The sequence below is a fragment of the Pedobacter terrae genome (assembly GCF_036946585.1).
GTDB classification, from domain to species: Bacteria; Bacteroidota; Bacteroidia; order Sphingobacteriales; family Sphingobacteriaceae; genus Pedobacter; species Pedobacter terrae_C.
Map to the genome: position 1 here is coordinate 124,199 of NZ_JAQIIV010000003.1, position 21,193 is coordinate 145,391.

General features: G+C 39.2%; 19 protein-coding genes and 1 pseudogene. All 20 read left to right on the plus strand.

Annotated elements, in window-relative coordinates:
- The first annotated feature begins 11 nt into the window (after positions 1–11).
- The 20 genes and pseudogenes from PGN18_RS05575 to PGN18_RS05670 all read left to right on the plus strand — a co-directional run bounded on the left by PGN18_RS05575 (position 12) and on the right by PGN18_RS05670 (position 21,147).
- A complete protein-coding gene (locus tag PGN18_RS05575; RefSeq protein WP_335318405.1) occupies positions 12–1,712 on the plus strand; it encodes a GMC family oxidoreductase in 1,701 nt (566 codons plus the stop codon).
- A 229-nt stretch (positions 1,713–1,941) separates the two neighbouring features.
- The gene (locus PGN18_RS05580; RefSeq protein ID WP_335318406.1) at positions 1,942–3,099 is read left to right on the plus strand and encodes a Gfo/Idh/MocA family protein; all 1,158 of its coding nucleotides are present in this window, start codon (positions 1,942–1,944) and stop codon (positions 3,097–3,099) included.
- A gap of 7 nt (positions 3,100–3,106) precedes the next feature.
- A complete protein-coding gene (locus tag PGN18_RS05585; protein WP_335318407.1) occupies positions 3,107–4,165 on the plus strand; it encodes a sugar phosphate isomerase/epimerase family protein in 1,059 nt (352 codons plus the stop codon).
- 22 nt (positions 4,166–4,187) lie between these two features.
- Positions 4,188–4,574, plus strand: a complete 387-nt coding sequence (locus PGN18_RS05590; protein WP_335318408.1) for a c-type cytochrome — start codon at positions 4,188–4,190, stop codon at positions 4,572–4,574.
- Between the two features lie 32 nt (positions 4,575–4,606).
- Entirely contained in the window at positions 4,607–6,064 is a 1,458-nt protein-coding gene (locus PGN18_RS05595; protein ID WP_335318409.1) for a Gfo/Idh/MocA family protein, read from the plus strand.
- Between the two features lie 55 nt (positions 6,065–6,119).
- Positions 6,120–6,800 carry a 3-keto-disaccharide hydrolase gene (locus PGN18_RS05600; protein ID WP_335318410.1) on the plus strand — a complete coding sequence of 227 codons (681 nt, stop codon included), beginning with the start codon at positions 6,120–6,122 and terminating at the stop codon, positions 6,798–6,800.
- A gap of 176 nt (positions 6,801–6,976) precedes the next feature.
- The gene (locus tag PGN18_RS05605) at positions 6,977–8,218 is read left to right on the plus strand and encodes a nucleoside permease (RefSeq protein WP_335318411.1); all 1,242 of its coding nucleotides are present in this window, start codon (positions 6,977–6,979) and stop codon (positions 8,216–8,218) included.
- 1 nt (position 8,219) lies between these two features.
- A complete protein-coding gene (locus tag PGN18_RS05610; protein ID WP_335318412.1) occupies positions 8,220–9,110 on the plus strand; it encodes a hydroxypyruvate isomerase family protein in 891 nt (296 codons plus the stop codon).
- Between the two features lie 8 nt (positions 9,111–9,118).
- The gene (locus PGN18_RS05615; protein ID WP_335318413.1) at positions 9,119–9,994 is read left to right on the plus strand and encodes a sugar phosphate isomerase/epimerase family protein; all 876 of its coding nucleotides are present in this window, start codon (positions 9,119–9,121) and stop codon (positions 9,992–9,994) included.
- 8 nt (positions 9,995–10,002) lie between these two features.
- Positions 10,003–10,872, plus strand: a complete 870-nt coding sequence (locus tag PGN18_RS05620) for a sugar phosphate isomerase/epimerase family protein (RefSeq protein ID WP_335318414.1) — start codon at positions 10,003–10,005, stop codon at positions 10,870–10,872.
- A gap of 616 nt (positions 10,873–11,488) precedes the next feature.
- Positions 11,489–12,478 (plus strand): aspartate-semialdehyde dehydrogenase, encoded by a 990-nt coding sequence (locus tag PGN18_RS05625; protein WP_335318415.1) that lies wholly within the window; start codon positions 11,489–11,491, stop codon positions 12,476–12,478.
- Between the two features lie 42 nt (positions 12,479–12,520).
- Positions 12,521–13,138 (plus strand): CDP-alcohol phosphatidyltransferase family protein, encoded by a 618-nt coding sequence (locus PGN18_RS05630; RefSeq protein ID WP_335318416.1) that lies wholly within the window; start codon positions 12,521–12,523, stop codon positions 13,136–13,138.
- A gap of 143 nt (positions 13,139–13,281) precedes the next feature.
- Entirely contained in the window at positions 13,282–14,406 is a 1,125-nt protein-coding gene (locus tag PGN18_RS05635) for an ATP-binding protein (protein ID WP_335318417.1), read from the plus strand.
- A 19-nt stretch (positions 14,407–14,425) separates the two neighbouring features.
- Positions 14,426–15,832 (plus strand): annotated as a pseudogene (gene dacB, locus PGN18_RS05640) (D-alanyl-D-alanine carboxypeptidase/D-alanyl-D-alanine endopeptidase).
- Between the two features lie 17 nt (positions 15,833–15,849).
- Positions 15,850–16,209 carry a hypothetical protein gene (locus PGN18_RS05645; protein ID WP_335318418.1) on the plus strand — a complete coding sequence of 120 codons (360 nt, stop codon included), beginning with the start codon at positions 15,850–15,852 and terminating at the stop codon, positions 16,207–16,209.
- A 263-nt stretch (positions 16,210–16,472) separates the two neighbouring features.
- The gene (locus PGN18_RS05650) at positions 16,473–16,982 is read left to right on the plus strand and encodes a GNAT family N-acetyltransferase (RefSeq protein ID WP_335318419.1); all 510 of its coding nucleotides are present in this window, start codon (positions 16,473–16,475) and stop codon (positions 16,980–16,982) included.
- A 71-nt stretch (positions 16,983–17,053) separates the two neighbouring features.
- Positions 17,054–17,902: a DUF2911 domain-containing protein gene (locus tag PGN18_RS05655; RefSeq protein ID WP_335318420.1), complete on the plus strand. Its 849-nt coding sequence runs from the start codon at positions 17,054–17,056 to the stop codon at positions 17,900–17,902.
- A 744-nt stretch (positions 17,903–18,646) separates the two neighbouring features.
- The gene (gene eno, locus PGN18_RS05660; RefSeq protein ID WP_335318421.1) at positions 18,647–19,942 is read left to right on the plus strand and encodes a phosphopyruvate hydratase; all 1,296 of its coding nucleotides are present in this window, start codon (positions 18,647–18,649) and stop codon (positions 19,940–19,942) included.
- A 165-nt stretch (positions 19,943–20,107) separates the two neighbouring features.
- The gene (locus tag PGN18_RS05665; RefSeq protein WP_335318422.1) at positions 20,108–20,407 is read left to right on the plus strand and encodes an FtsB family cell division protein; all 300 of its coding nucleotides are present in this window, start codon (positions 20,108–20,110) and stop codon (positions 20,405–20,407) included.
- A gap of 125 nt (positions 20,408–20,532) precedes the next feature.
- A complete protein-coding gene (locus PGN18_RS05670; protein ID WP_335318423.1) occupies positions 20,533–21,147 on the plus strand; it encodes a trimeric intracellular cation channel family protein in 615 nt (204 codons plus the stop codon).
- Positions 21,148–21,193 lie beyond the last annotated feature (46 nt).

Sequence of the window (21,193 nt, forward strand, 5' to 3'; positions counted from 1 at the left end):
GACAAAACATCATGAATTTAAATACAAATTTAAAAGCAGAAAATACTTACGATGCTATTGTTATAGGATCAGGTATTAGTGGCGGCTGGGCTGCAAAAGAACTTACCGAGAAGGGCTTACGTGTACTCATGCTCGAAAGAGGGATGAATATAGAGCACATTACCGGATATGAGAATGCCATGAAAAACCCATGGGATTTTAAACATGCGGGCAGACTTACCGAAGAACAAAAACGTACCCATCCGGTACAAAAAAGGGACTATCCATACCAGGAGGCAAACGAGAAATGGTGGGTAAACGATTTAGAATGCCCATACACCGAAGATAAACGTTTCGATTGGTACCGTGGTTTCCACGTAGGTGGTAAATCATTGATGTGGGGCCGTCAAAGTTACCGTTTAAGCGATCATAACTTTGAAGATAATGCCAAAGATGGTCATGGAAGCGATTGGCCTATCCGTTACGCAGAACTCTCACCATGGTACGATTATGCCGAACGTTTTGCAGGTATCAGCGGTTCTAACGAAAACTGGCCAACTTGTCCTGACGGGCAGTTCCTACCTCCAATGGATTTAAACATTGTAGAAAAATCAGTAAAAGCACGGATAGAAGAACATTATAAAAGAGAACGGATTATGATGATTGGCCGTGTGGCCAACCTGACCGTTCCACATAAAGGACGTGGCAATTGCCAATACAGAAACCTGTGTAGCCGCGGTTGCCCGTTCGGCGCTTACTTCAGCACGCAGTCTTCTACCCTACCTGCGGCAATGGCAACCAAACGCTTAACTTTAAGGCCATACTCTATCGTAAATCATATCATTTATGATAAAGATACCAAGAAGGCGAAAGGCGTAATGGTTATTGATGCAGAGACCAACAAAACAATGGAGTTTTATGCTAAGATCATTTTTGTAAATGGTTCTACATTAGGCTCTACATTTATTTTACTGAATTCAACATCAGAAGCACATCCCAACGGATTAGGCAATGGCAGTGGCCAGTTAGGGCATAACTTAATGGATCACCATTTCCGCTGCGGCGCATCAGGAGAGGCTGAAGGCTTTGATGATAAATATACCTATGGTCGCCGTGCAAACGGCATTTATGTACCTAGGTATCAAAACATTGGTAAAGATAAACGTGACTACTTACGTGGTTTTGGTTATCAGGGCGGTGCGAGCAGAAGCAATTGGCAGAATGACGTTGCTGAATTATCATTTGGGGCAGATCTGAAACAAAAAATGACTACCCCGGGCAAATGGACCATGGGATTAGGCGGTTTCGGAGAGATGTTACCTTACTACGAAAACAAGGTTTACATCGATAAAACCAAAAAAGATAAGTGGGGCCAGCCTGTATTGGCAATTGATTGCGAATACAAAGAAAACGAGAAAAAAATGCGTGTAGATATGATGAATGATGCTGCTGAAATGTTAGAGAGAGCGGGCATAAAAAATATCAGAACATACGATAATGGTTGCTATCCTGGTATGGCGATCCATGAAATGGGGACCGCCAGAATGGGTAACGATCCGAAAACTTCAGTACTGAACAAATGGAACCAAATGCACGAGGTAAATAATGTTTTTGTAACCGATGGATCGTGCATGCCATCAATCGCTTGCCAAAACCCTTCGCTAACATTTATGGCGCTAACAGCACGTGCTGCTGATTATGCGGTAAAAGAGCTTAAGAAAAAGAATATCTAAAAAGGCTTAAAACTTAAGGTTCAAGGTAGAAGGCGTAAGGTATAAGGTTTAATCACCCGAAAACCTTATACCTTTTACCCTGAGCCTTTTTAAGGTAGCAGGAACAAGAATTTACCTTAAACCATAATTATTAAACCACAACCTAATAAAAAACAAAGCAAGAGGTAAAGATTTTAGGCATAGGGAAATCATCCTAAACCTTTAACCCTAAACCTCACACCTTTATAAAATGAAAAGAAAATTAAGAATGGGCATGATAGGCGGCGGAAAAGACGCCTTTATTGGTGCCGTACACCGTTTGGCGGCTAACATGGATGGCCTGATAGAATTATCTGCCGGAGCTTTAAGTGTAAATCCTGAAGTTGGATACGAATCTGGGAAAATGCTTTTTCTTCCCGATAACAGAATCTACAACAATTACGAAGAAATGCTGACTAAGGAAAGTGAGTTGCCAGCAGAAGAAAGGATTGATTTCGTAACCATCGTTACTCCGAACTTTGCCCATTTTGCCCCTGCGATGATGGCATTGGACAAAGGTTTTAACGTGGTGATTGAAAAACCGATGACTTTAACTTTGGAAGAAGCAAAACAGCTTCATGCTAAAGTAGAAGAAACCGGATTAACCCTTTGTTTAACACACACTTACTCGGGATATCCGATGGTTAAGCAAGCCAAACAAATGGTTAGCGAAGGCAAATTGGGTAATATCCGTAAAATTGTAGTAGAATACCCACAAGGCTGGTTAAGCACACTTTCAGAGCGCGAAGGCAATGCACAGGCCGCCTGGCGTACCGACCCTTCTAAAACGGGAAAAAGCGGTTGCATGGGCGATATCGGTACACATGCAGCACATCTTGCCGAATATATCTCGGGGTTAGAAATCACTAAAATTTGTGCCGATTTAAATATCGTGGTACCAGGAAGAGCCATTGATGATGATGGTAACGTACTTTTAAAATTCGATAATGGTGCTAACGGCGTGTTGGTAGCCTCACAAATCGCCGCAGGCGAAGAAAATGCATTAAAAATCAGGGTCTATGGCGAAAAAGGTGGTTTAGAATGGCACCAGATGGAACCAAATACCATGATTGTAAGGTGGTTAGATGCACCAACCCAAATCTACAGGACAGGAAACGGCTATATGGGTAGTTTTGCAAAACACAATACCCGTACACCAGGCGGTCACCCGGAAGGTTATTTAGAGGCATTTGCCAATATCTACAAAAACTTTGCACTTACCGTAAATGCGAAATTAAATAACGAGCAACCTACGGCCGAGATGCTCGATTTCCCTGGCACCTCAGATGGAATCAGAGGAATGGCATTTATTGAGAATGTAGTGGCCTCGGGCCAATCAGATCAAAAATGGTTCGACTATAAAATATAATTCCGGTATGACAACTATAAAAGGACCAGCTGTATTTTTAGCACAGTTTATAAGCGACGAAGCTCCGTTTAATTCTTTAGACAGTATTTGCAAATGGGCGGCAGATTTAGGGTTTAAAGGTATTCAGATGCCGACGCTCGATACCCGTTTTATTGATCTTAAACAAGCAGCAGAAAGCAAAACCTATGCTGATGAGTTAACAGGTAAAATTGCCACTTATGGTTTGGAAATTACCGAACTATCTACACACTTACAGGGCCAGTTGGTAGCCGTTCATCCTGCTTACGACGATCTATTTGACGCTTTTGCACCAAAAGAAGTACACAAAAACCCGAAAGCCAGAACGGAATGGGCAGTGCAGCAGATGAAATATGCGGCTAAAGCATCACAAAACCTCGGTTTAAATGCACACGCCACTTTTAGTGGTTCGTTATTATGGCAATATTTCCACCCTTGGCCTCAACGTCCGGCCGGATTGGTTGAAGAAGGTTTTGCAGAACTAGCCAAACGCTGGACACCTATCTTAAATAAATTTGACCAATGTGGTGTAGATGTTTGCTATGAAATACATCCTGGAGAGGATTTATTTGATGGAGAAACTTACGAAATGTTCCTTGCGGCAGTAGATAATCACCCTCGGGCATGCTTATTGTATGATCCATCTCACTTTGTGTTGCAACAATTGGATTACATTCAGTATATCGATTTTTACCACGAACGCATTAAAGCCTTCCACGTAAAGGATGCAGAATTCAACCCTACGGGCAAACAAGGCACTTTTGGCGGATACCAGAGTTGGGCAAACCGTGCAGGACGCTACCGCTCGCCAGGTGATGGGCAAGTTGATTTTAAAACGATTTTTAGTAAATTAGCCCAATATGATTTCGAAGGCTGGGCCGTTATGGAATGGGAATGCTGTATTAAAAATCAGCAGGATGGTGCACGTGAAGGCGCAGAATTTATCAAAAAACACATCATTAACGTAACTGATAAGGCATTTGATGATTTTGCCGCATCGGGTAGTGATAGCGCTTTCAATAAAAGAATATTAGGATTACAAGAATAACAACACACAAAACACACACAACATGAAAAAAACATTTTTAGTTTTAGGCGCTGTAGTCATTTTTATGGCGTCGTTTTCAAAAGCTGATTTAGCAAAAGAAAAGGCTGTGCTTGCAACGGCAACCACAACAAACCATGCAAACTTTCAATCAAATCCTGGAGAAAAACTGATCAATAAATCAGATTGTTTAGGTTGCCACAACAAAACCAACAAAATTATTGGTCCTGCATACGTAGACATCGCAAAAAAATATCCGGCTACCGAAAAAAACATCAACATGCTGGCCGATAAGATTATTAAAGGAGGTACCGGAGTTTGGGGCAATATGCCAATGACCGCTCATGCTTCCCTTAAAAAAGATGATGCAAAATTAATGGTGAAGTATATTTTATCTTTAAAGAAAAAATAGTCGAATTCCTCTAGCAAATCGATTTACTACATATGAAAACAGAGCAAGAAAATAAAAACACGAGTAACCGTCGTGATTTTATTAAAACGTCGGCAATCGCTGCCGCTGCCTTTATGATTGTTCCGCGCCATGTTTTGGGCGGAACAGGTTATTTAGCACCAAGCGATCGTTTATTGGTTGCGGGCATTGGCGTTGGCGGAAAAGGCCAAAGCGATTTAGAAATGTTTTACAAAAGCGGAAAAGCATATATTGCTTTTTTATGTGATGTAGACGATCGCCGTGCAGCCAATAGTGTAAAAGCTTACCCTAAAGCAAAATACTATAAAGATTGGCGCGAGATGTTAGATAAAGAACATAAAAACTTCGATGCTGTCTCTGTTTCTACTCCAGATCATAACCATGCTATCCAGGCTTTAGCTGCCATGCAGTTGGGCAAACATGTTTACGTTCAAAAACCGTTAACACACGATATTTATGAAGCGCGGATTCTGACCGCAGCTGCAAAAAAATATAAGGTGGTTACGCAAATGGGCAATCAAGGTGCATCAAACGATGGTCCGCGCCAAATGAAGGAATGGTATGAAGCTGGTTTAATTGGCGATGTACATACGGTTTATGCCTGGACTAACCGTCCGGTATGGCCACAAGGTATTCCATGGCCAAGCAAAAAAGCGGAAATTCCTAAAGAATTAGACTGGAATTTATGGTTGGGAACGGCTCCTGAAAAGGATTATGTTGATAAATTGGTTCCTTTTAACTGGCGTGGCTGGTGGGATTACGGAACCGGCGCTTTGGGCGATATGGGTTGTCACTTAATCGAAGCTCCTTTCAGTGTATTAAATTTAAAATATGCCAAAGAAGTTCAGGCAAGTGTAGGTTCTGTTTATGTAGATGAATTTAAACGCGGTTATTTTCCTGAAAGTTGCCCTCCGTCAAGCCATGTTACCTTAAAATTTCCGAAAACGAATAAAACAAAAGGTGATGTTACTTTACACTGGATGGATGGTGGGATCCAGCCAGAACGTCCGGAAGAATTAGAAGCAAATGAAACTTTTGGTGATGGTGGTAACGGTACATTATTTATCGGAACAAAAGGTAAAATGATGTCTGAAACATATAGCGCAAACCCTAAATTATTGCCTTTAAGTAAAAACAAGGACATTAAAGTTGCGCCAAAATATGCACGCGTACCAGATGGTGCAAACGGACATTATAAACAATGGGTTGAAGCAGCAATTGCCGGTTATGGCAAACAGGAAGTGAGTTCACCTTTTGAAATTGCTGGTCCGTTAACGGAAGCTTTATTGATGGCCAACCTGGCGATCAGAAGTTTTGATGTGCAAAAAACGGTAAACGGCAAAACTACCTACCCAGGAAGGTATATGAAAATGCTTTGGGACAACGATAATATGAAAGTGACCAACTTTGATGAAGCAAACCAGTTTGTAAAACGCGAATACCGTAAAGGCTGGAACAATTTAACACTTTAATTAAAAGTACTTACAAACGTGACAGATTTAATCTATCATGTTTAAATTCAAAAAAATGAAAAAAATCTTTCTCTCTGCTTGCATTATGCTAGCAGTTACACAAATATCAAACGCACAAAAAGGCTTTAAACCATTATTCGATGGTAAAACTACAACAGGTTGGCATACCTACAACAAAACTACTGTTGGTAGTGGTTGGCAGGTTCAGGATGGTGCATTACACTTAGATTTAGCTAAAAAAGGTAAAGATGGCGGTGGCGATTTAGTCACCGATAAAGAGTATGGTGATTTCCACTTAAAATATGATTGGAAGGTAGCTCCCAAAGCAAATAGCGGTGTTATTTTTTATGTTCATGAAGAACCTAAATATCATGCTACTTATTCTACCGGTTTAGAAATGCAGGTGATCGATAATGATGGCCATCCTGATGGAAAAATCACTAAACACCGTGCCGGCGATCTTTATGATTTGGTAAAAAGTTCGTCAGAACCAGTTAAACCAGTTGGCGAATGGAACAAAGCAGAGATCATTAGCAAGAAAGGTAAATTAACCTTAATCTTAAATGGTGTTGAAGTAGTCAAAACAACGCTTTGGGATGATAACTGGAAAAAAATTGTTGCAGGCAGCAAATTTGCTACATGGGAAAACTGGGGAACCTTTAAAACCGGTAAAATTGCCCTGCAAGATCATGGAGATGAAGTATGGTACAAAAACATCTCTATTAAAGAATTATAAAAAGAGGTAAAAGGTGTAAGGTAGAAGGCTAAAGGCTTTCTTTCGTCTGCTCCAACCATACATTCAAAACTTAAAATATAATGTGGCTGAAGGCGTAGGGTAAACGTTGAGGGTAATATCCCTCACTCTTAACCCTACGCCTTAAACCTTAAACCCAATAACCTGATCTAAACCAAATGAATAGCACTACACGCTTTAAACTTTCTGCCATGATGTTCCTGGAATTTTTTATCTGGGGCGCATGGTTTGTTACCCTTGGTACTTTCTTAGGAAATAATTTAAAGGCTACCGGTGCTGAAACCGGTGCTGTATTTTCTACACAATCCTGGGGGGCTATTATTGCCCCTTTTATCGTTGGTTTAATTGCCGACAGGTATTTTAACGCCGAGCGCATTTTAGGTGTTCTACATATTATCGGTGCCGTCTTAATGTATCAAATGTATAATGCAACCGATGTAAGCGTATTCTATCCTTACGTTCTAGGCTACATGATCCTTTTTATGCCTACCCTGGCCCTGGTCAACTCTGTTTCTTTCAATCAGATGAAAGATCCGGAGAAAGAATTTTCTTCTATCCGTATTTTTGGTACCATTGGCTGGATTGCTGCTGGTTTATTGATCAGCTATTTCTTCCATTGGGATTCAAAAGAAGGTACAGAGGCAGGCTTACTTAAAAATACGTTTCTTATGGCTGGCATTGTTTCTTTAGTTTTAGGCTTGTTCAGCTTTATTTTACCTAAAACTCCACCAAAACTTTCATCTGATGAAAAGATTACCATTTCTGATGTATTGGGTCTTGATGCCTTGAAATTATTAAAAGACAGAAACTTCCTCATCTTCTTCATCTCTTCTATCTTGATTTGTATTCCATTAGCCTTTTATTACCAGAATGCGAACCCTTTTCTCTCTAATATCGGTATGGATAACCCAACAGGTAAGATGACGATTGGTCAGGCTTCAGAAGTATTATTTTTATTGTTTATACCTGTATTTTTTAAACGTTTCGGATTCAAAATGACCATTCTGGTGGGTATGTTGGCCTGGGCTGTACGTTATGCCCTATTCGCTTATGGAAACGCCGGTGAATTAAGCTTCATGCTCATTTTAGGTATTGCTTTACACGGGGTTTGTTATGATTTCTTCTTTGTTTCCGGTCAGATTTATACCAACTCAAAAGCAGGAGAAAGATTTAAAAGCTCTGCCCAGGGCTTAATTACTTTGGCAACTTATGGTGTAGGTATGCTCATCGGCTTTGCAGTTGCCGGGAAAATTTCTGATGCTTATAAAGCCGTTGATGGTACTATGGACTGGAAAATGATCTGGATTATTCCTGCGGGTATTGCGTTGGTGGTATTTTTGCTTTTCGCCCTGATATTTAATGATAAAACCAAATCAGAAGTAGAAGTTAAAACTGTTTAATATGAACGCTAACATCAATAGAAGAAATGCGTTAAAGAACATCGTTGCAGGGACTGCAGCAGTGGGTGTTTCTTCAGGCTTATCAGCACTAGCCATGAATAAAACAGAATCAAATGAGCCACTTGGGCTAAAAGGAAATATTAACCATGCCGTGTGCCGCTGGTGTTTTAGCAGCTTTGATGTAGATACACTTTGTATTGAAGCAAAAAAAATAGGGATAAAAGGCATTGATCTGGTGGGGCCTAACGATTGGCCTACCTTAAAAAAACATGGCTTAGAATCAACCATGTGTAATGGTGCTGAGATTAATTTGGTTGATGGTTTTAATGATGAAAAATTCCACGAACAATTAATTCAAAATTATACCAAAATGATTCCGCTTGTGGCCGAAGCTGGTTATAAAAACCTGATCTGCTTTAGTGGAAACCGCCGTGGTAAAGATGATGAGACCGGTTGGAATAATTGCGTTAAGGGCTTAAAACAGTTAATTCCTTTGGCTGAAAAGCACAACGTCGTATTGGTAATGGAGTTGCTTAACAGCAAAGTAAACCATAAAGATTACCAATGCGATAGAACATCTTGGGGAGCTGAACTTTGCAAACGTTTGGGATCTGAAAACTTCAAATTGTTATATGATATCTACCATATGCAAATTGATGAAGGTGATGTAATCAGTAACATCCGGCAGTACCACCAATACATTGCCCATTATCATACCGCTGGCGTACCTGGACGTAATGAAATAGATGATACCCAGGAATTATATTACCCTGCCATTATGAAAGCCATTGCCGAAACCGGCTTCAAAGGTTACGTTGCACAAGAATTTATACCTAAACAAGCAGATAAAATAGCCTCATTGAAAAAGGCGGTATCTATCTGCGATATTTAATCTATGTTATGATATCAAGAAGAAATTTCCTAATCAACAGCAGCGTGGCTGCAGCAGCGGCGCTGCTGGTACCTTCATTTGTTTTCGCAGCCGATAATAAAAGAGTTGTTGGCCTCCAGTTGTACTCTTTAAGGGATGAGTTGCCTAAAGATGTAAAAGGGACGATAGCAAAAATTGCCAAAGCTGGTTTTAAAGAAGTAGAAACTTATGGTTTTTCTATAAATGATCAATTTTGGGGTTTAACACCTAAAGAATTCAAAGCGCTGTTAGATGCTCATGGTTTAAAGGCACCAAGTGGCCATTATGGCTTAGGCACTTATTTAAGCGATGGCAATACCACCGAACTGAAAGCGGCAATTGCAGCAGCAAAAGTATTGAAAAGCGAATATGTAACCATCCCCTGGTTAGATGCGAGCCTCAGGAAGAATGCTGACGATTATAAGAAAATTGCAGCCAGAATAAACGAAGCTGGAAAGATGTGCAAAGCGGCCGGTATCCGTTTGGCTTACCACAACCACAATTTTGAATTTGATAAAATTGGCAATACCACAGGTTACGAAATTTTGTTAAAAAGTACCGATAAAAAATTAGTTGATTTCGAACTCGATCTGTATTGGGTGGTACGTTCAGGAAACGATCCGATTAAATTATTCAAAGAAAATCCCGGCCGTTTTACCATGTGGCATGTTAAAGATATGGATAAAGCAAACCCAGCCTTAAATGCTGAAGTCGGCACCGGATCTATAGATTTCAAACGGATTTTTGCCCAGGCTAAACTTTCAGGCATGAAACATTTCTTTGTAGAGCACGAAACCAATTACAAACCAAACCCGATGGAATCTGTTGCGGCAAGCTGTGCTTATATTAAGAAAGAAATTATTTAATTGAAGAGATGAATTCAAGAAGGACATTCCTAAAGCAGGCAGGATTAGCGGCCGGAGCAGCACTACTAATCCCCTCTTTTGCTTTTGATAGGGCAAGTAAAAATGTTGGTTTACAACTCTACACCTTGCGCGATGAAATACCAAAAGACGTAAAAGGCGTTATCGAAAAAGTAGCGCAAGCCGGGTACAAAGAAGTGGAAACCTATGGTTTTTCTAACGGAAAATTCTGGGGCTTAACCCCTAAAGAGTTTAAAGCTTTATTAAATGCTAACGGTTTAAAAGCACCAAGCGGGCATTACGGAATGGATGAATTCTCTAAAACCGGAAAAACCGACAAGTTAAAAGCAGATATCGAATCTTCAGCAGCTATTGGCGGTAAATATTTTACCATTGCCGGCGCCCATGTTGATATGAGCAAAGGTGTAGACGGCTTTAAGAAAACAGCTGATGATTTTAATAAAGTGGCTGAAATTGCCAAAGCGTCAGGCTTAAAGTTTGCTTACCACAACCACGATTTCGAATTTAAGAAATTGGGCGGTACCACTGGCTATGATGTTTATTTAAGCGAAACCGAAAAAAACCTGGTCAACTTTGAAATGGATTTATACTGGGTTGTCCGTTCAGGTAACGATCCTTTAGCATTGTTTAAAAAATATCCTGGCCGTTTCCCGATGTGGCATGTAAAAGATATGGATAAAGCCAAACCGGAATGGAACACCGAGGTGGGTAAAGGATCAATTGATTTTAAAACCATTTTTGCCGAGGCAAAACTTTCGGGTATGCAGCATTTCTTTGTGGAGCACGAAACCAATTATCAGCCAGATCCTATCGGTTCGATTAAAGCCAGCTGCGATTATATCAAAGCTAATTTGATTTAAATTTATCCAAACCCCACAGTTTTGAAAACATGTGGGGTTTATAAAAAACGATTCTGGCTGTAAACTGCATATTGCAAACTGATATGGGCGTTCCCCAAGCTGCGCAAAGGTCGGGCTTCGCTTCGCTACGGTACCGATGAAAATATCGGTACTGAACCCTTCCAATCCCTAACGCAGAATCTTTCACTAAAAATCTTCTCAATGTTAGAAGGGAGATGACTTGGGTTAATTAAACCTTATAGAACGGCAATACTTTTTAATTGCAGGAGCCATAAACTTGCTCACCGTACCCGATGAAACAGACGCTTCGTACTTCGGCATAACGGTTATTGTTTAAAAAGATTATAGTGATAGCAGGACTGTCGTAACCGATACGCTCTAAAACCTGCTTTCCAAAATAAAAACATCCACGTTGACTGCCAAAGTTATCCCGTGTCCCCTCCTCAAGAAACGTCTCAAGTCTCCGCTCATACTTTATTTTTAACCATATTTTCTATCGAAAATCAAAAAATTCAAACGTTAAAAGCAAATTTAATTGGCAACAATAGGGATATCAGCTTAATTTTTAGCATATTTGAGCTCATATCAAATAATTAATAATATAAAAAAAATTAAAATGAAAGTAGCAGTAGTGGGTGCCACCGGGTTGGTTGGTACTGTCATGTTAAAAGTATTGGAGGAAAGAAATTTCCCTTTAACAGAGTTAATTCCCGTAGCATCAGAAAAGAGTGTTGGTAAGGAAATTACTTTTAAGGGTAAGAAGTTCCCAATTGTTAGCATGGATACTGCAATCAGCATGAAACCGGATATCGCTTTGTTTTCAGCTGGTGGCAATACTTCGTTAGAACATGCGCCTCGCTTTAAAGAAGCCGGAACAACTGTTATTGATAACTCTTCAGCATGGAGAATGGACCCTGCAATTAAATTAATTGTACCAGAAGTTAATGCACACGAACTTTCTATTGATAACAAAATTATTGCTAACCCGAACTGTTCTACCATTCAAATGGTTGTAGTTTTGAAGCCTTTACACGATAAATACAAAATCAAACGTGTAATCGTTTCTACTTACCAATCGGTTACGGGTACTGGAGTTAAAGCAGTTGAGCAGTTAATGAACGAGCGCAATGGCATTGATGGCCCTAAAGCTTACCCATACGAAATCGACTTAAATGTGCTTCCTCACATTGACGTTTTCACCGATAACGGATATACCAAAGAAGAAATGAAAATGGTGAAGGAAACAAATAAAATCATGAGCGATAACAACATTAAGGTTACCGCTACAACAGTTCGAATCCCGGTTATGGGCGGCCACTCCGAATCAGTTAATATCGAATTTGAAAATGATTTTGATTTAGCCGAGGTGCGTAGTATTTTAGAAAAAGCGCCAGGCGTAATTGTTGTAGATGATGTTGCCAACCTAAAGTACCCTATGCCAAAAGATGCACATGAAAAAGATGAAGTTTTTGTTGGTCGTATCCGTAGAGATGAATCGGCATCAAAAGCATTAAACCTTTGGATTGTTGCTGATAACTTACGTAAAGGTGCAGCAACCAACGCAGTTCAAATTGCAGAATACCTGGTTCAGAAAGAATTAGTATAATCTATAAAATCTCCAGCCCCGATGTAAAATTGGGGCTTTTTTATGCGCCCTCCATTCATGAAAAATATTCCTATTGCCTTAATTTATTCACGGCTGTTAATCGGTTTCATAATCATTTTACTCAGTATTTTTCATACCACTTATTACTCCTTTTTGGCCATTACACTTTTATCTATTGGTTTGCTAACTGACGTTTTTGATGGCATTATTGCACGCAGGCTGAATATCTCATCTGAAAAATTAAGACGCTTAGACTCCAGTATAGATCAGGTATTCTTTATTTCTGTAGCAATTGCCACGTACATCCAATGTCCAGATTTTTTCAAAACCAATCTTGTAAAACTGATTGTGCTAGGTGCTTTTGAGGCCTCTACTTATGCCGTAAGTTATCTTAAATTTAAAAAGGAGATTGCTACACACTCTATTGGCGCCAAAATCTGGACATTAACCATATTCGCCAGTCTGGTTGAAATTATGGTTCACTGCGAGTCAGTTGTATTTTTTGAACTTTGCTTTTGGATTGGCCTGGTTACAAGATCGGAAATACTCGCCATTGTGTTTACACTCAGACAATGGACAAATGATGTACCTACCATTTACCACGCCGCAAAACTCAGACAGGGAAAAGAAATTAAACGGAATAAACTTTTCAACGGCTAAAACTTCCAAAGTAAGAAACAAAAAAAAGAGATCGTAATCACTAAATTATATATAAAAAAGAGATTATAATCACCGAATTATATATAATTTAGTGATTATAATATTGGTTTGACTATATTTGTACTTTAATAAGATATCATGAAATGATCATAAGGAGTTTGCAAACCCACATCGAATCGAAGTTTTTTAAACAAAAAGCAATTATAGTTACCGGAGCAAGACAGGTTGGTAAAACTACTATGTTAAAACAATTGGTAAAAAAAACAGAGTTGCCGTCGGTTTTTCTAAACTGTGATGAGGCCAATGTTCGCAACACCCTAACCGATATTAGTATTGAGCGGTTAAAATCAATTATTGGTTCAAATAAATTTATATTTATAGATGAAGCACAAAGGGTAACAAATATTGGTTTAGCACTAAAATTAATAGTTGATAACTTTATTGATGTGCAACTTTTGGTTACTGGCTCTTCATCTTTAGATTTAGCTGCCGGCATAAAAGAATCATTAACTGGAAGAAAATTCGAATATCACCTCTTTCCCTTTTCAGTTGCAGAACTTGTTGATGATACAAATGTGATCGTTGAAGAACAAGCTCTAGAAAAAAGATTGATTTATGGTTCTTATCCTGATGCCATCAACTATCCTGGAGAAGAAAAAGAGTTATTATTAAATTTATCCAACAACTATCTTTTTAAAGATATTTTATCACTTACGGGTATCCGGAAACCTTTACAGCTTGAAAAACTGGTACAGGCCTTGGCACTGCAGATTGGAAATGAAATATCCTATACTGAGCTTGGCCAGATGATTGAAGCTGATAAACTCACTGTTGAACGTTATATTGATTTGTTAGAACAATGTTTTGTCGTATTTAGGCTGGGTGCATATAGCAGCAATCTTCGGAATGAGATAAAAAAGAGCAAAAAAATATACTTCTACGATACAGGGATCCGCAATGCTGTAATCGAAAATTTTAGCATGCTGGGATTAAGGCAGGATGCTGGTCAGCTTTTTGAAAACTATATCATTTCGGAATATGTAAAAGCCAGCAATAACAAAAGAAAACACGCTAAATATTATTTTTGGCGTAGCTTTCAACAGCAGGAAATTGATTTAATAGAAGAAATTGATGGAAAAATAAATGCAATTGAGATTAAATGGAACGAGAACAAAAAAGTAAAGTTTCCAACAACTTTTTTAGAGGCATACCCCACTAACGAAACACGCGTTATAAACAAAGCTAACTATACCAGTTTCCTGGTATAAAATAACCTTCTGCATAAAAATGAAGTTTTACAAAATATTATGTTTATTGCTATGCTTTACAATAGCGGCAAATGCTCAAAACAGGATCCAAAACATTGAAAAAGCTTTTAATAATCTATTAAACGACGAACAGGCTAAACATGCACTTGTATCGCTTTGTATTTTGGATGCCAATACGGGTAAAACACTATATGCCAAAAATGAGCAGATTGGTTTGGCTACTGCTTCAACATTGAAAACCATTACTGCAGCCACTGCTTTCAGCATTTTAGGAAAAGATTTTCGATACCAGACCACGTTGGCTTACACCGGCACGATTACCACCGATGGAATCTTAAAAGGGAATTTAATGATAATTGGAAGCGGTGACCCAACTTTGGGTTCCTGGCGTTACTAAAATAAAGAAAATGCTGTTTTAACACAATGGGTTGCCGCCATAAAAGCAGCAGGAATAAAAAAAATTGACGGTACCGTGATTGGTGATGATCGTATTTTTGGTACGCAAACTACGCCAGAAGGTTGGGTTTGGCAGGATATTGGCAATTATTATGGTGCGGGAACTTCAGGCCTAGCCTGGCGGGAAAATCAGTTCGACATTCACCTCAGGCCAGGCAGCAGCACAGCTGACGAGGTGAAAATGATAAAAACCGTTCCGGCGACTCCATACGTTCAAATTGTAAATGAACTGAAAACCGGTGCATCTGGCACCGGCGACAGAAGTTATGCTTTTCTCCCACCCTATAGCAATGTGGCTTACCTACGCGGAAGCTGGGGAATGGGGATAACTAAAAAAGGTATTTCAGTTGCATTGCCAGATCCCACATTTGATTGCGCTTACCGTTTGCTGGATACATTGAAAAGGCTGGGAATTTCTGCTGGCCAGCAAGCCACTACTGCGAGATTAATGACATTGAACAATCAGGTTATCCCTTCTATCACGCAGAAAATAAGTACCATTATTTCGCCCAATTTAAGCGAGATTACTTATTGGTTTTTAAAGAAAAGCATTAATCTATACGGTGAGTCACTTTTAAAAACCATCGCCATAAAATCGGGCAAAGAAGCTACAACAAGCAAAGGTGCAGAGACTGAAATCAACTTTTGGGCTGCTAAGGGAATCGATAAAACGGCACTTAACATCATTGATGGCAGCGGACTTTCTCCTGGCAACAGAATCACAACGTCGGCAATGGCCAATATACTTTTCCAGACTCAAAAAGAAAGCTGGTTTCCTGATTATTATAAAGCATTGCCAGAATACAATGGCATGAAAATTAAAAGCGGGACCATAAATGATGTTTCGGCATTTGCAGGTTACCATACTGATTCTGCTGGTAACAAATATGTAGTCGTGATCAACATAAATAACTATAGCGGAAACAGTATCAACAAAAAGTTGTTTAAGGTGTTGGATGAATTAAAATAAACCCTATTTTAAATAATATGACGTTTTTTATAAAAAACCTGCAAACCGTTGACGGATTAATTTCGAATCTATATAAAGATATTTCTGTAGAGGAAATGACCAAAAAAATTACCGAGCTATTTGAATTACAGGGCTACAAAGTAATTGATCAACAGTTCGGGAATTTGATTTTAGAAAAAGGTAGCCGGACCAAAAGGCTCTTACTCGGTGCATTTGCCACTTACTACAAATTCAGCGTAACCATGATGCAGGGAAGCGAAAACGAACTTACGGTAAATGTTTTTCAGCAATCCAGCGGCATGTCGGGCGGTTTAATTGGCATGAACCAGATCAAAGCAGAACTTGCCAGGTTAAACTTTTTGTTTGCAAATATTTAAGAAGCTACTGCAGTATTAGAATAAGCTTTTAAGGGAAATCCATTAAAATCAATGATATTTTATTGGAGCCAGAGCACTATCCAGAAACATAAAAATTGCCACGCTAAACAAAAAGCATTTCGAAAGAATTGAAGATCTTAAATCGATGGTCATCTGATTTGAGTAAATATGCCACAAAAGCCTTAATAATTAGAATCAGAGGATTTGATTGATATTTTGGCAAAAGTTTATAGATTGCGACAATTACATCAAAACCTTGTACCATGAAACTCACTTTACGTGCCTTTCAATCAACTGATGTGGATAACCTGGTTAAACACGCCAATAACTCCAACATTTCTAAATACCTAACCAATAAATTTCCGTTTCCATACGAAAAAAAAGATGGAGAAGCTTTTATTCAATTGGCTTTAAGTCATGATCCACTACAGATTAAAGCGATTGTATTAAATGGTGAAGTAATCGGATCGATCGGTGTGCATCAACTGGCAGACATTTACAGCAAAAGTGCAGAAATGGGTTATTGGATTTCCGAGAAACATTGGGGCAAAGGCATTGTTACATTCGCCATAAAAGAAATGCTAAAATATGGTTTCGAAACATTCGATGTTGAAAGGATTTTCGCCAGGACGACCCATACCAACCTGGCTTCACAAAGGGTTTTACAGAAATCGGGGTTTATCTTCGAAGCGGAATTAAAGGGTACTATTTTTAAAAATGAAGAATATTTTGATGAACTGATTTTTGGTTTCAGAAAAAATCAATTGATCTAAATGTAGCATTAAAACTTTTGCTGAACCAGGAGCTTATTACGTAAATTCGCGGAAGCAAAAACAACAAAACAATGAAATTATCAATCAGCTCTTTAATGCTGTTTGTAGCACTTTTAGGTGCAGCAAATTTAGCAAATGCCCAGGAAGTCAAATTCCCTCAACCAAGTAGTGGACAAACCTTAATCCAGGATTTTGGATTGGGTAAAATAATGCTAACCTACTCACGTCCGAATGTAAAAGGCCGCAAAATTTTTGGCGGTATGGAACCTTTAGGTGTAGTTTGGAGAAACGGTGCAAACGCAGCTACCCGGGTTAAATTTACAGATGACGTTAAAATTGAAGGTAAAGATTTACCAGCGGGAGAATATGGCCTGTTCAGTATTCCTGGTAAAACCGAATGGACGGTTATTTTTAATAAAATTGCCAATCAATGGGGTGCATACGAATATAAGGAAAGTGATGATGTGTTGCGTGTAAAGGTAAAAACGATCGCTTTAAAGGATAAAGTAGAAACTTTAACCATGCAATTTTCGGCCGTTGAAGAAACCTCGGCAACTTTAAACATGATGTGGGAGAACAGTGCATATGCCATTAATATTACAACGTCTATTGATGAAAAAGTGATGGCCAATATTGCTGAAGCAATGAAAGGTGAAAAGAAACCTTATTTTGCAGCTGCACAATACTATTTTCAGCATGGAAAAGATTTAAAACAGGCTTTAGAATGGATGACGGAAGCAGAAAAATCGGATCCTAAAGCCCCTTGGTTTAAACTTTGGAAGGGTCGCATTCAATTGAAAATGGGCGATAAAGCTGCCGCTACAGTTACAGCGCAACAAGGTATTGAAGCCGCAAAGGCCCAGAAGATTGATGAATACATACGTCTGAATTCAGAACTTTTAGCTGAGGCTAAAAAATAAAGAAATTCTATTTCGGTCGGTGAGACACCGACCGATAAATAACCCGATTGTAATGGAAAGCCCGCAATTCCGATTTTTCATCCTACGGTGTGGACGCAATTGATCATAATATTTTTCAGCCGCTCTATGCCGCGGGGGCATGGTACTTTGGAGCGCCAAAGTACCCAAAGCGCTTCGTCAATCCAGCAATGAGCCTTTTGCACAATCCCATCCCCATCAAAAAAACAGCGGTACTTCGTTTTGTGTTCAATATCTTTTTAAAAATCAAATCATCGTAATGAACACAAAACCACTGCGTTTCGGGTTTGTTAGTGCTAATTTACCTGAACTGCAACTGTTTTTTTGATTTCCTTGGCTCTTGGGATTGACAGCGTCCTTAGCTAAAACCAGTAACTTATTAAAGTTGGCTAGCAAAATGCCTAAACTATTCTTAAAAAGATGTGTCCACACGGTAGGATTTTTCATCGGGGGAAGACTTGTAATGGAAAGCGGAGCCAACACTAACCCAAGTAACCCTGCAATTGCTTTTCAAAAAAACATGAACGGTCCATACTGATAAGACCATGAGTTTGGCGATCAATATTAACTTAAAATTAACCACCTATTAACTCAAACAACTATCGTAACAATAGGCTTCAAAACGCTTTATTTATTTAAAAATTATACTAACTTTGATGTTGGGCTTAGTAATTGTACTTTGTACACTAAGCAGGTTAAGAAATCAACAAAAAAATTAAAATAAAAATGAGCATAATTGTTAATGTCCATGCGAGACAAATCCTTGATTCAAGAGGAAATCCAACAGTAGAAGTAGAAGTTGCAACAGAAGCAGGTGCATTTGGCCGTGCTGCAGTACCAAGTGGTGCTTCTACCGGACAATATGAAGCTGTTGAATTACGTGATGGAGATAAATCTACATATTTAGGAAAAGGCGTTTTAAAAGCAGTAGAAAATGTAAATACCAAAATTGCTGATGCATTAAGAGGTATTGATGTTTTTGAACAAAACGCCATTGACAAAATTATGTTAGACCTTGATGGTACCGAAAACAAAGGTAACCTAGGCGCTAATGCTATTTTAGGTGTTTCTTTAGCTGTTGCAAAAGCTGCTGCTGACGAAATTGGCCAGCCATTATACCGTTACATAGGCGGCGTTAATGCAAACACCTTACCTATTCCGATGATGAACATTATCAATGGCGGTTCTCACTCTGATGCCCCTATCGCATTCCAGGAGTTTATGATTATGCCAGTTGGGGCACCTTCTTTCTCTGAGGCATTACGTTGGGGAACTGAAGTTTTCCATAGCTTGAAAAAAATTCTTCACGATAGAGGTTTATCTACCGCAGTAGGTGATGAAGGTGGTTTTGCACCAACTTTTGATGGTACTGAAGATGCAATCGAAACCGTATTAAAAGCAATTGAAACTGCTGGTTACCAACCAGGTTCACAGATCTGTTTGGCTTTAGATTGTGCTTCATCTGAGTTTTACAAAGATGGTAAATATGATTATACCAAATTTGAAGGTGCTACAGGTGTAATTCGTTCAAGCGAAGAGCAGGCACAATACTTAGCGGATTTATCAGCCAAATATCCAATCATTTCTATTGAAGATGGTATGGACGAAAACGACTGGACGGGCTGGAAAAGCTTAACTGATAAAATTGGTGACCATGTTCAATTGGTTGGTGATGATTTATTTGTAACGAACGTTACGCGTTTACAACGTGGCATAGACGAAGATACAGCTAACTCAATCTTAGTCAAAGTAAATCAGATTGGTTCATTAACTGAAACCATCAATGCGGTAACTTTAGCGCAAAACAGTGGTTATACATCGGTAATGAGTCACCGTTCTGGCGAAACTGAAGATGTGACCATCGCTGATTTAGCTGTTGCATTAAACTGCGGACAGATTAAAACCGGTTCGGCTTCACGCTCGGACAGGATTGCAAAATACAATCAATTATTACGTATTGAAGAAGAATTGGGCGAGAATGCCCGTTTTATCGGTTCTAAATTCAAATACGCTAAAAAATAATTCATAGCGATGGGTTTAAACCCATCGCTATTGTTAACAAGTTGAAAAATTGAGTTGCGAAACATCCGGAGATTTTAAATCTTCGGATGTTTTTATTTTAATACTATATTTGTCTGTTGGATTCGGGTTTCTCAATCTCACATTTAAAATCTCATATCAAAATATATGAAACGTTTAATAGATCTCTTCCGCAATAAATATTTCCTTGCAACGGTCGCCTTTGCGATGTGGATGCTATTTTTCGACAAAAATGATATGATGTCGCAATATGAATACCGCAGTCAGGCCAATAAACTACAGGAAGAAAAAGAATATTTCGAGAAAGAAACTGCCCAGGTTAAAAAAGATTTAAACGAGTTGAATACCAACTTAAATACGGCCGAAAAATTTGCACGCGAAAAGTACTTCATGAAGAAAGACAATGAAGATGTTTTCGTGATTATTAGGGAAGATAAGAAAGATTAGTTTCAGTTGGCAGTTTTCAGTTAGCAAGTTGCCGTTTGCAGTAACCAGTTTAGCAATCAAACCATAAAACTATTTCTTGATAATTAATCTTCCAACTTTACAACAGGTAACGTTTCAACTAGGCCATGCTCCACATCCTCTACATGATCGCCATAACTGCTGAGGCCATGACTGCGGCACTGTCTGCAGGCAGGCGGGATATGGATTGGGTTGGTGTTTGTATTATTGCCTGGGTTACGGCCTTGGGTGGCGGAACGGTTAGAAATGTATTGTTTGGTCACTACCCGATGAGTTGGGTTGAGCATCCAGAATATTTAGTAATAACCGCCGTAGCTGCTTTATTCGCGGCATTTATTGCCTCGATTATGACCAAACTCAAGAAGCTTTTTCTTTATCTTGATGCTCTGGGTTTAGTGGTATTTACCATTATTGGCTGTCAGGTGGCACAACAGATCCATTTACCTCATTTAATTGTACTTTTTAGCGGAATGATTACCGGCTGTGCAGGCGGTGTGCTCCGTGATGTGCTTTGTAATGAAGTGCCTTTTCTTTTCCGCAAAGAGATCTATGCCAGTGCGGCCATTGTTACCGGCGCAGTTTATATCGGGATAGAACATTTTCAGGGTTCACAAATGCTTGCAACTGTTTCTGCAGCCATAGTGGGCTTAGCTCTAAGAGTGCTTTCGATCCGCTACAAGTGGCACATGCCAAAGTTTGTTTACCGGGATGAATGGCACTAGGACAGTTTGGAGTTTTCAGTTCGGAGTTATGAGTCTCCAAACTCAC

Coding starts and splice junctions, on each gene's coding strand:
- PGN18_RS05670 (WP_335318423.1), top strand. CDS start 20,533: ATGCTCCACATCCTCTACATGATCGCCATAACTGCTGAGGCCATGACT.
- eno (WP_335318421.1), top strand. CDS start 18,647: ATGAGCATAATTGTTAATGTCCATGCGAGACAAATCCTTGATTCAAGA.
- PGN18_RS05610 (WP_335318412.1), top strand. CDS start 8,220: ATGAACGCTAACATCAATAGAAGAAATGCGTTAAAGAACATCGTTGCA.
- PGN18_RS05595 (WP_335318409.1), top strand. CDS start 4,607: ATGAAAACAGAGCAAGAAAATAAAAACACGAGTAACCGTCGTGATTTT.
- PGN18_RS05580 (WP_335318406.1), top strand. CDS start 1,942: ATGAAAAGAAAATTAAGAATGGGCATGATAGGCGGCGGAAAAGACGCC.
- PGN18_RS05620 (WP_335318414.1), top strand. CDS start 10,003: ATGAATTCAAGAAGGACATTCCTAAAGCAGGCAGGATTAGCGGCCGGA.
- PGN18_RS05630 (WP_335318416.1), top strand. CDS start 12,521: ATGCGCCCTCCATTCATGAAAAATATTCCTATTGCCTTAATTTATTCA.
- PGN18_RS05635 (WP_335318417.1), top strand. CDS start 13,282: ATGATCATAAGGAGTTTGCAAACCCACATCGAATCGAAGTTTTTTAAA.
- PGN18_RS05585 (WP_335318407.1), top strand. CDS start 3,107: ATGACAACTATAAAAGGACCAGCTGTATTTTTAGCACAGTTTATAAGC.
- PGN18_RS05615 (WP_335318413.1), top strand. CDS start 9,119: ATGATATCAAGAAGAAATTTCCTAATCAACAGCAGCGTGGCTGCAGCA.
- PGN18_RS05650 (WP_335318419.1), top strand. CDS start 16,473: ATGAAACTCACTTTACGTGCCTTTCAATCAACTGATGTGGATAACCTG.
- PGN18_RS05590 (WP_335318408.1), top strand. CDS start 4,188: ATGAAAAAAACATTTTTAGTTTTAGGCGCTGTAGTCATTTTTATGGCG.
- PGN18_RS05575 (WP_335318405.1), top strand. CDS start 12: ATGAATTTAAATACAAATTTAAAAGCAGAAAATACTTACGATGCTATT.
- PGN18_RS05665 (WP_335318422.1), top strand. CDS start 20,108: ATGAAACGTTTAATAGATCTCTTCCGCAATAAATATTTCCTTGCAACG.
- PGN18_RS05625 (WP_335318415.1), top strand. CDS start 11,489: ATGAAAGTAGCAGTAGTGGGTGCCACCGGGTTGGTTGGTACTGTCATG.
- PGN18_RS05655 (WP_335318420.1), top strand. CDS start 17,054: ATGAAATTATCAATCAGCTCTTTAATGCTGTTTGTAGCACTTTTAGGT.
- PGN18_RS05600 (WP_335318410.1), top strand. CDS start 6,120: ATGAAAAAAATCTTTCTCTCTGCTTGCATTATGCTAGCAGTTACACAA.
- PGN18_RS05605 (WP_335318411.1), top strand. CDS start 6,977: ATGAATAGCACTACACGCTTTAAACTTTCTGCCATGATGTTCCTGGAA.
- PGN18_RS05645 (WP_335318418.1), top strand. CDS start 15,850: ATGACGTTTTTTATAAAAAACCTGCAAACCGTTGACGGATTAATTTCG.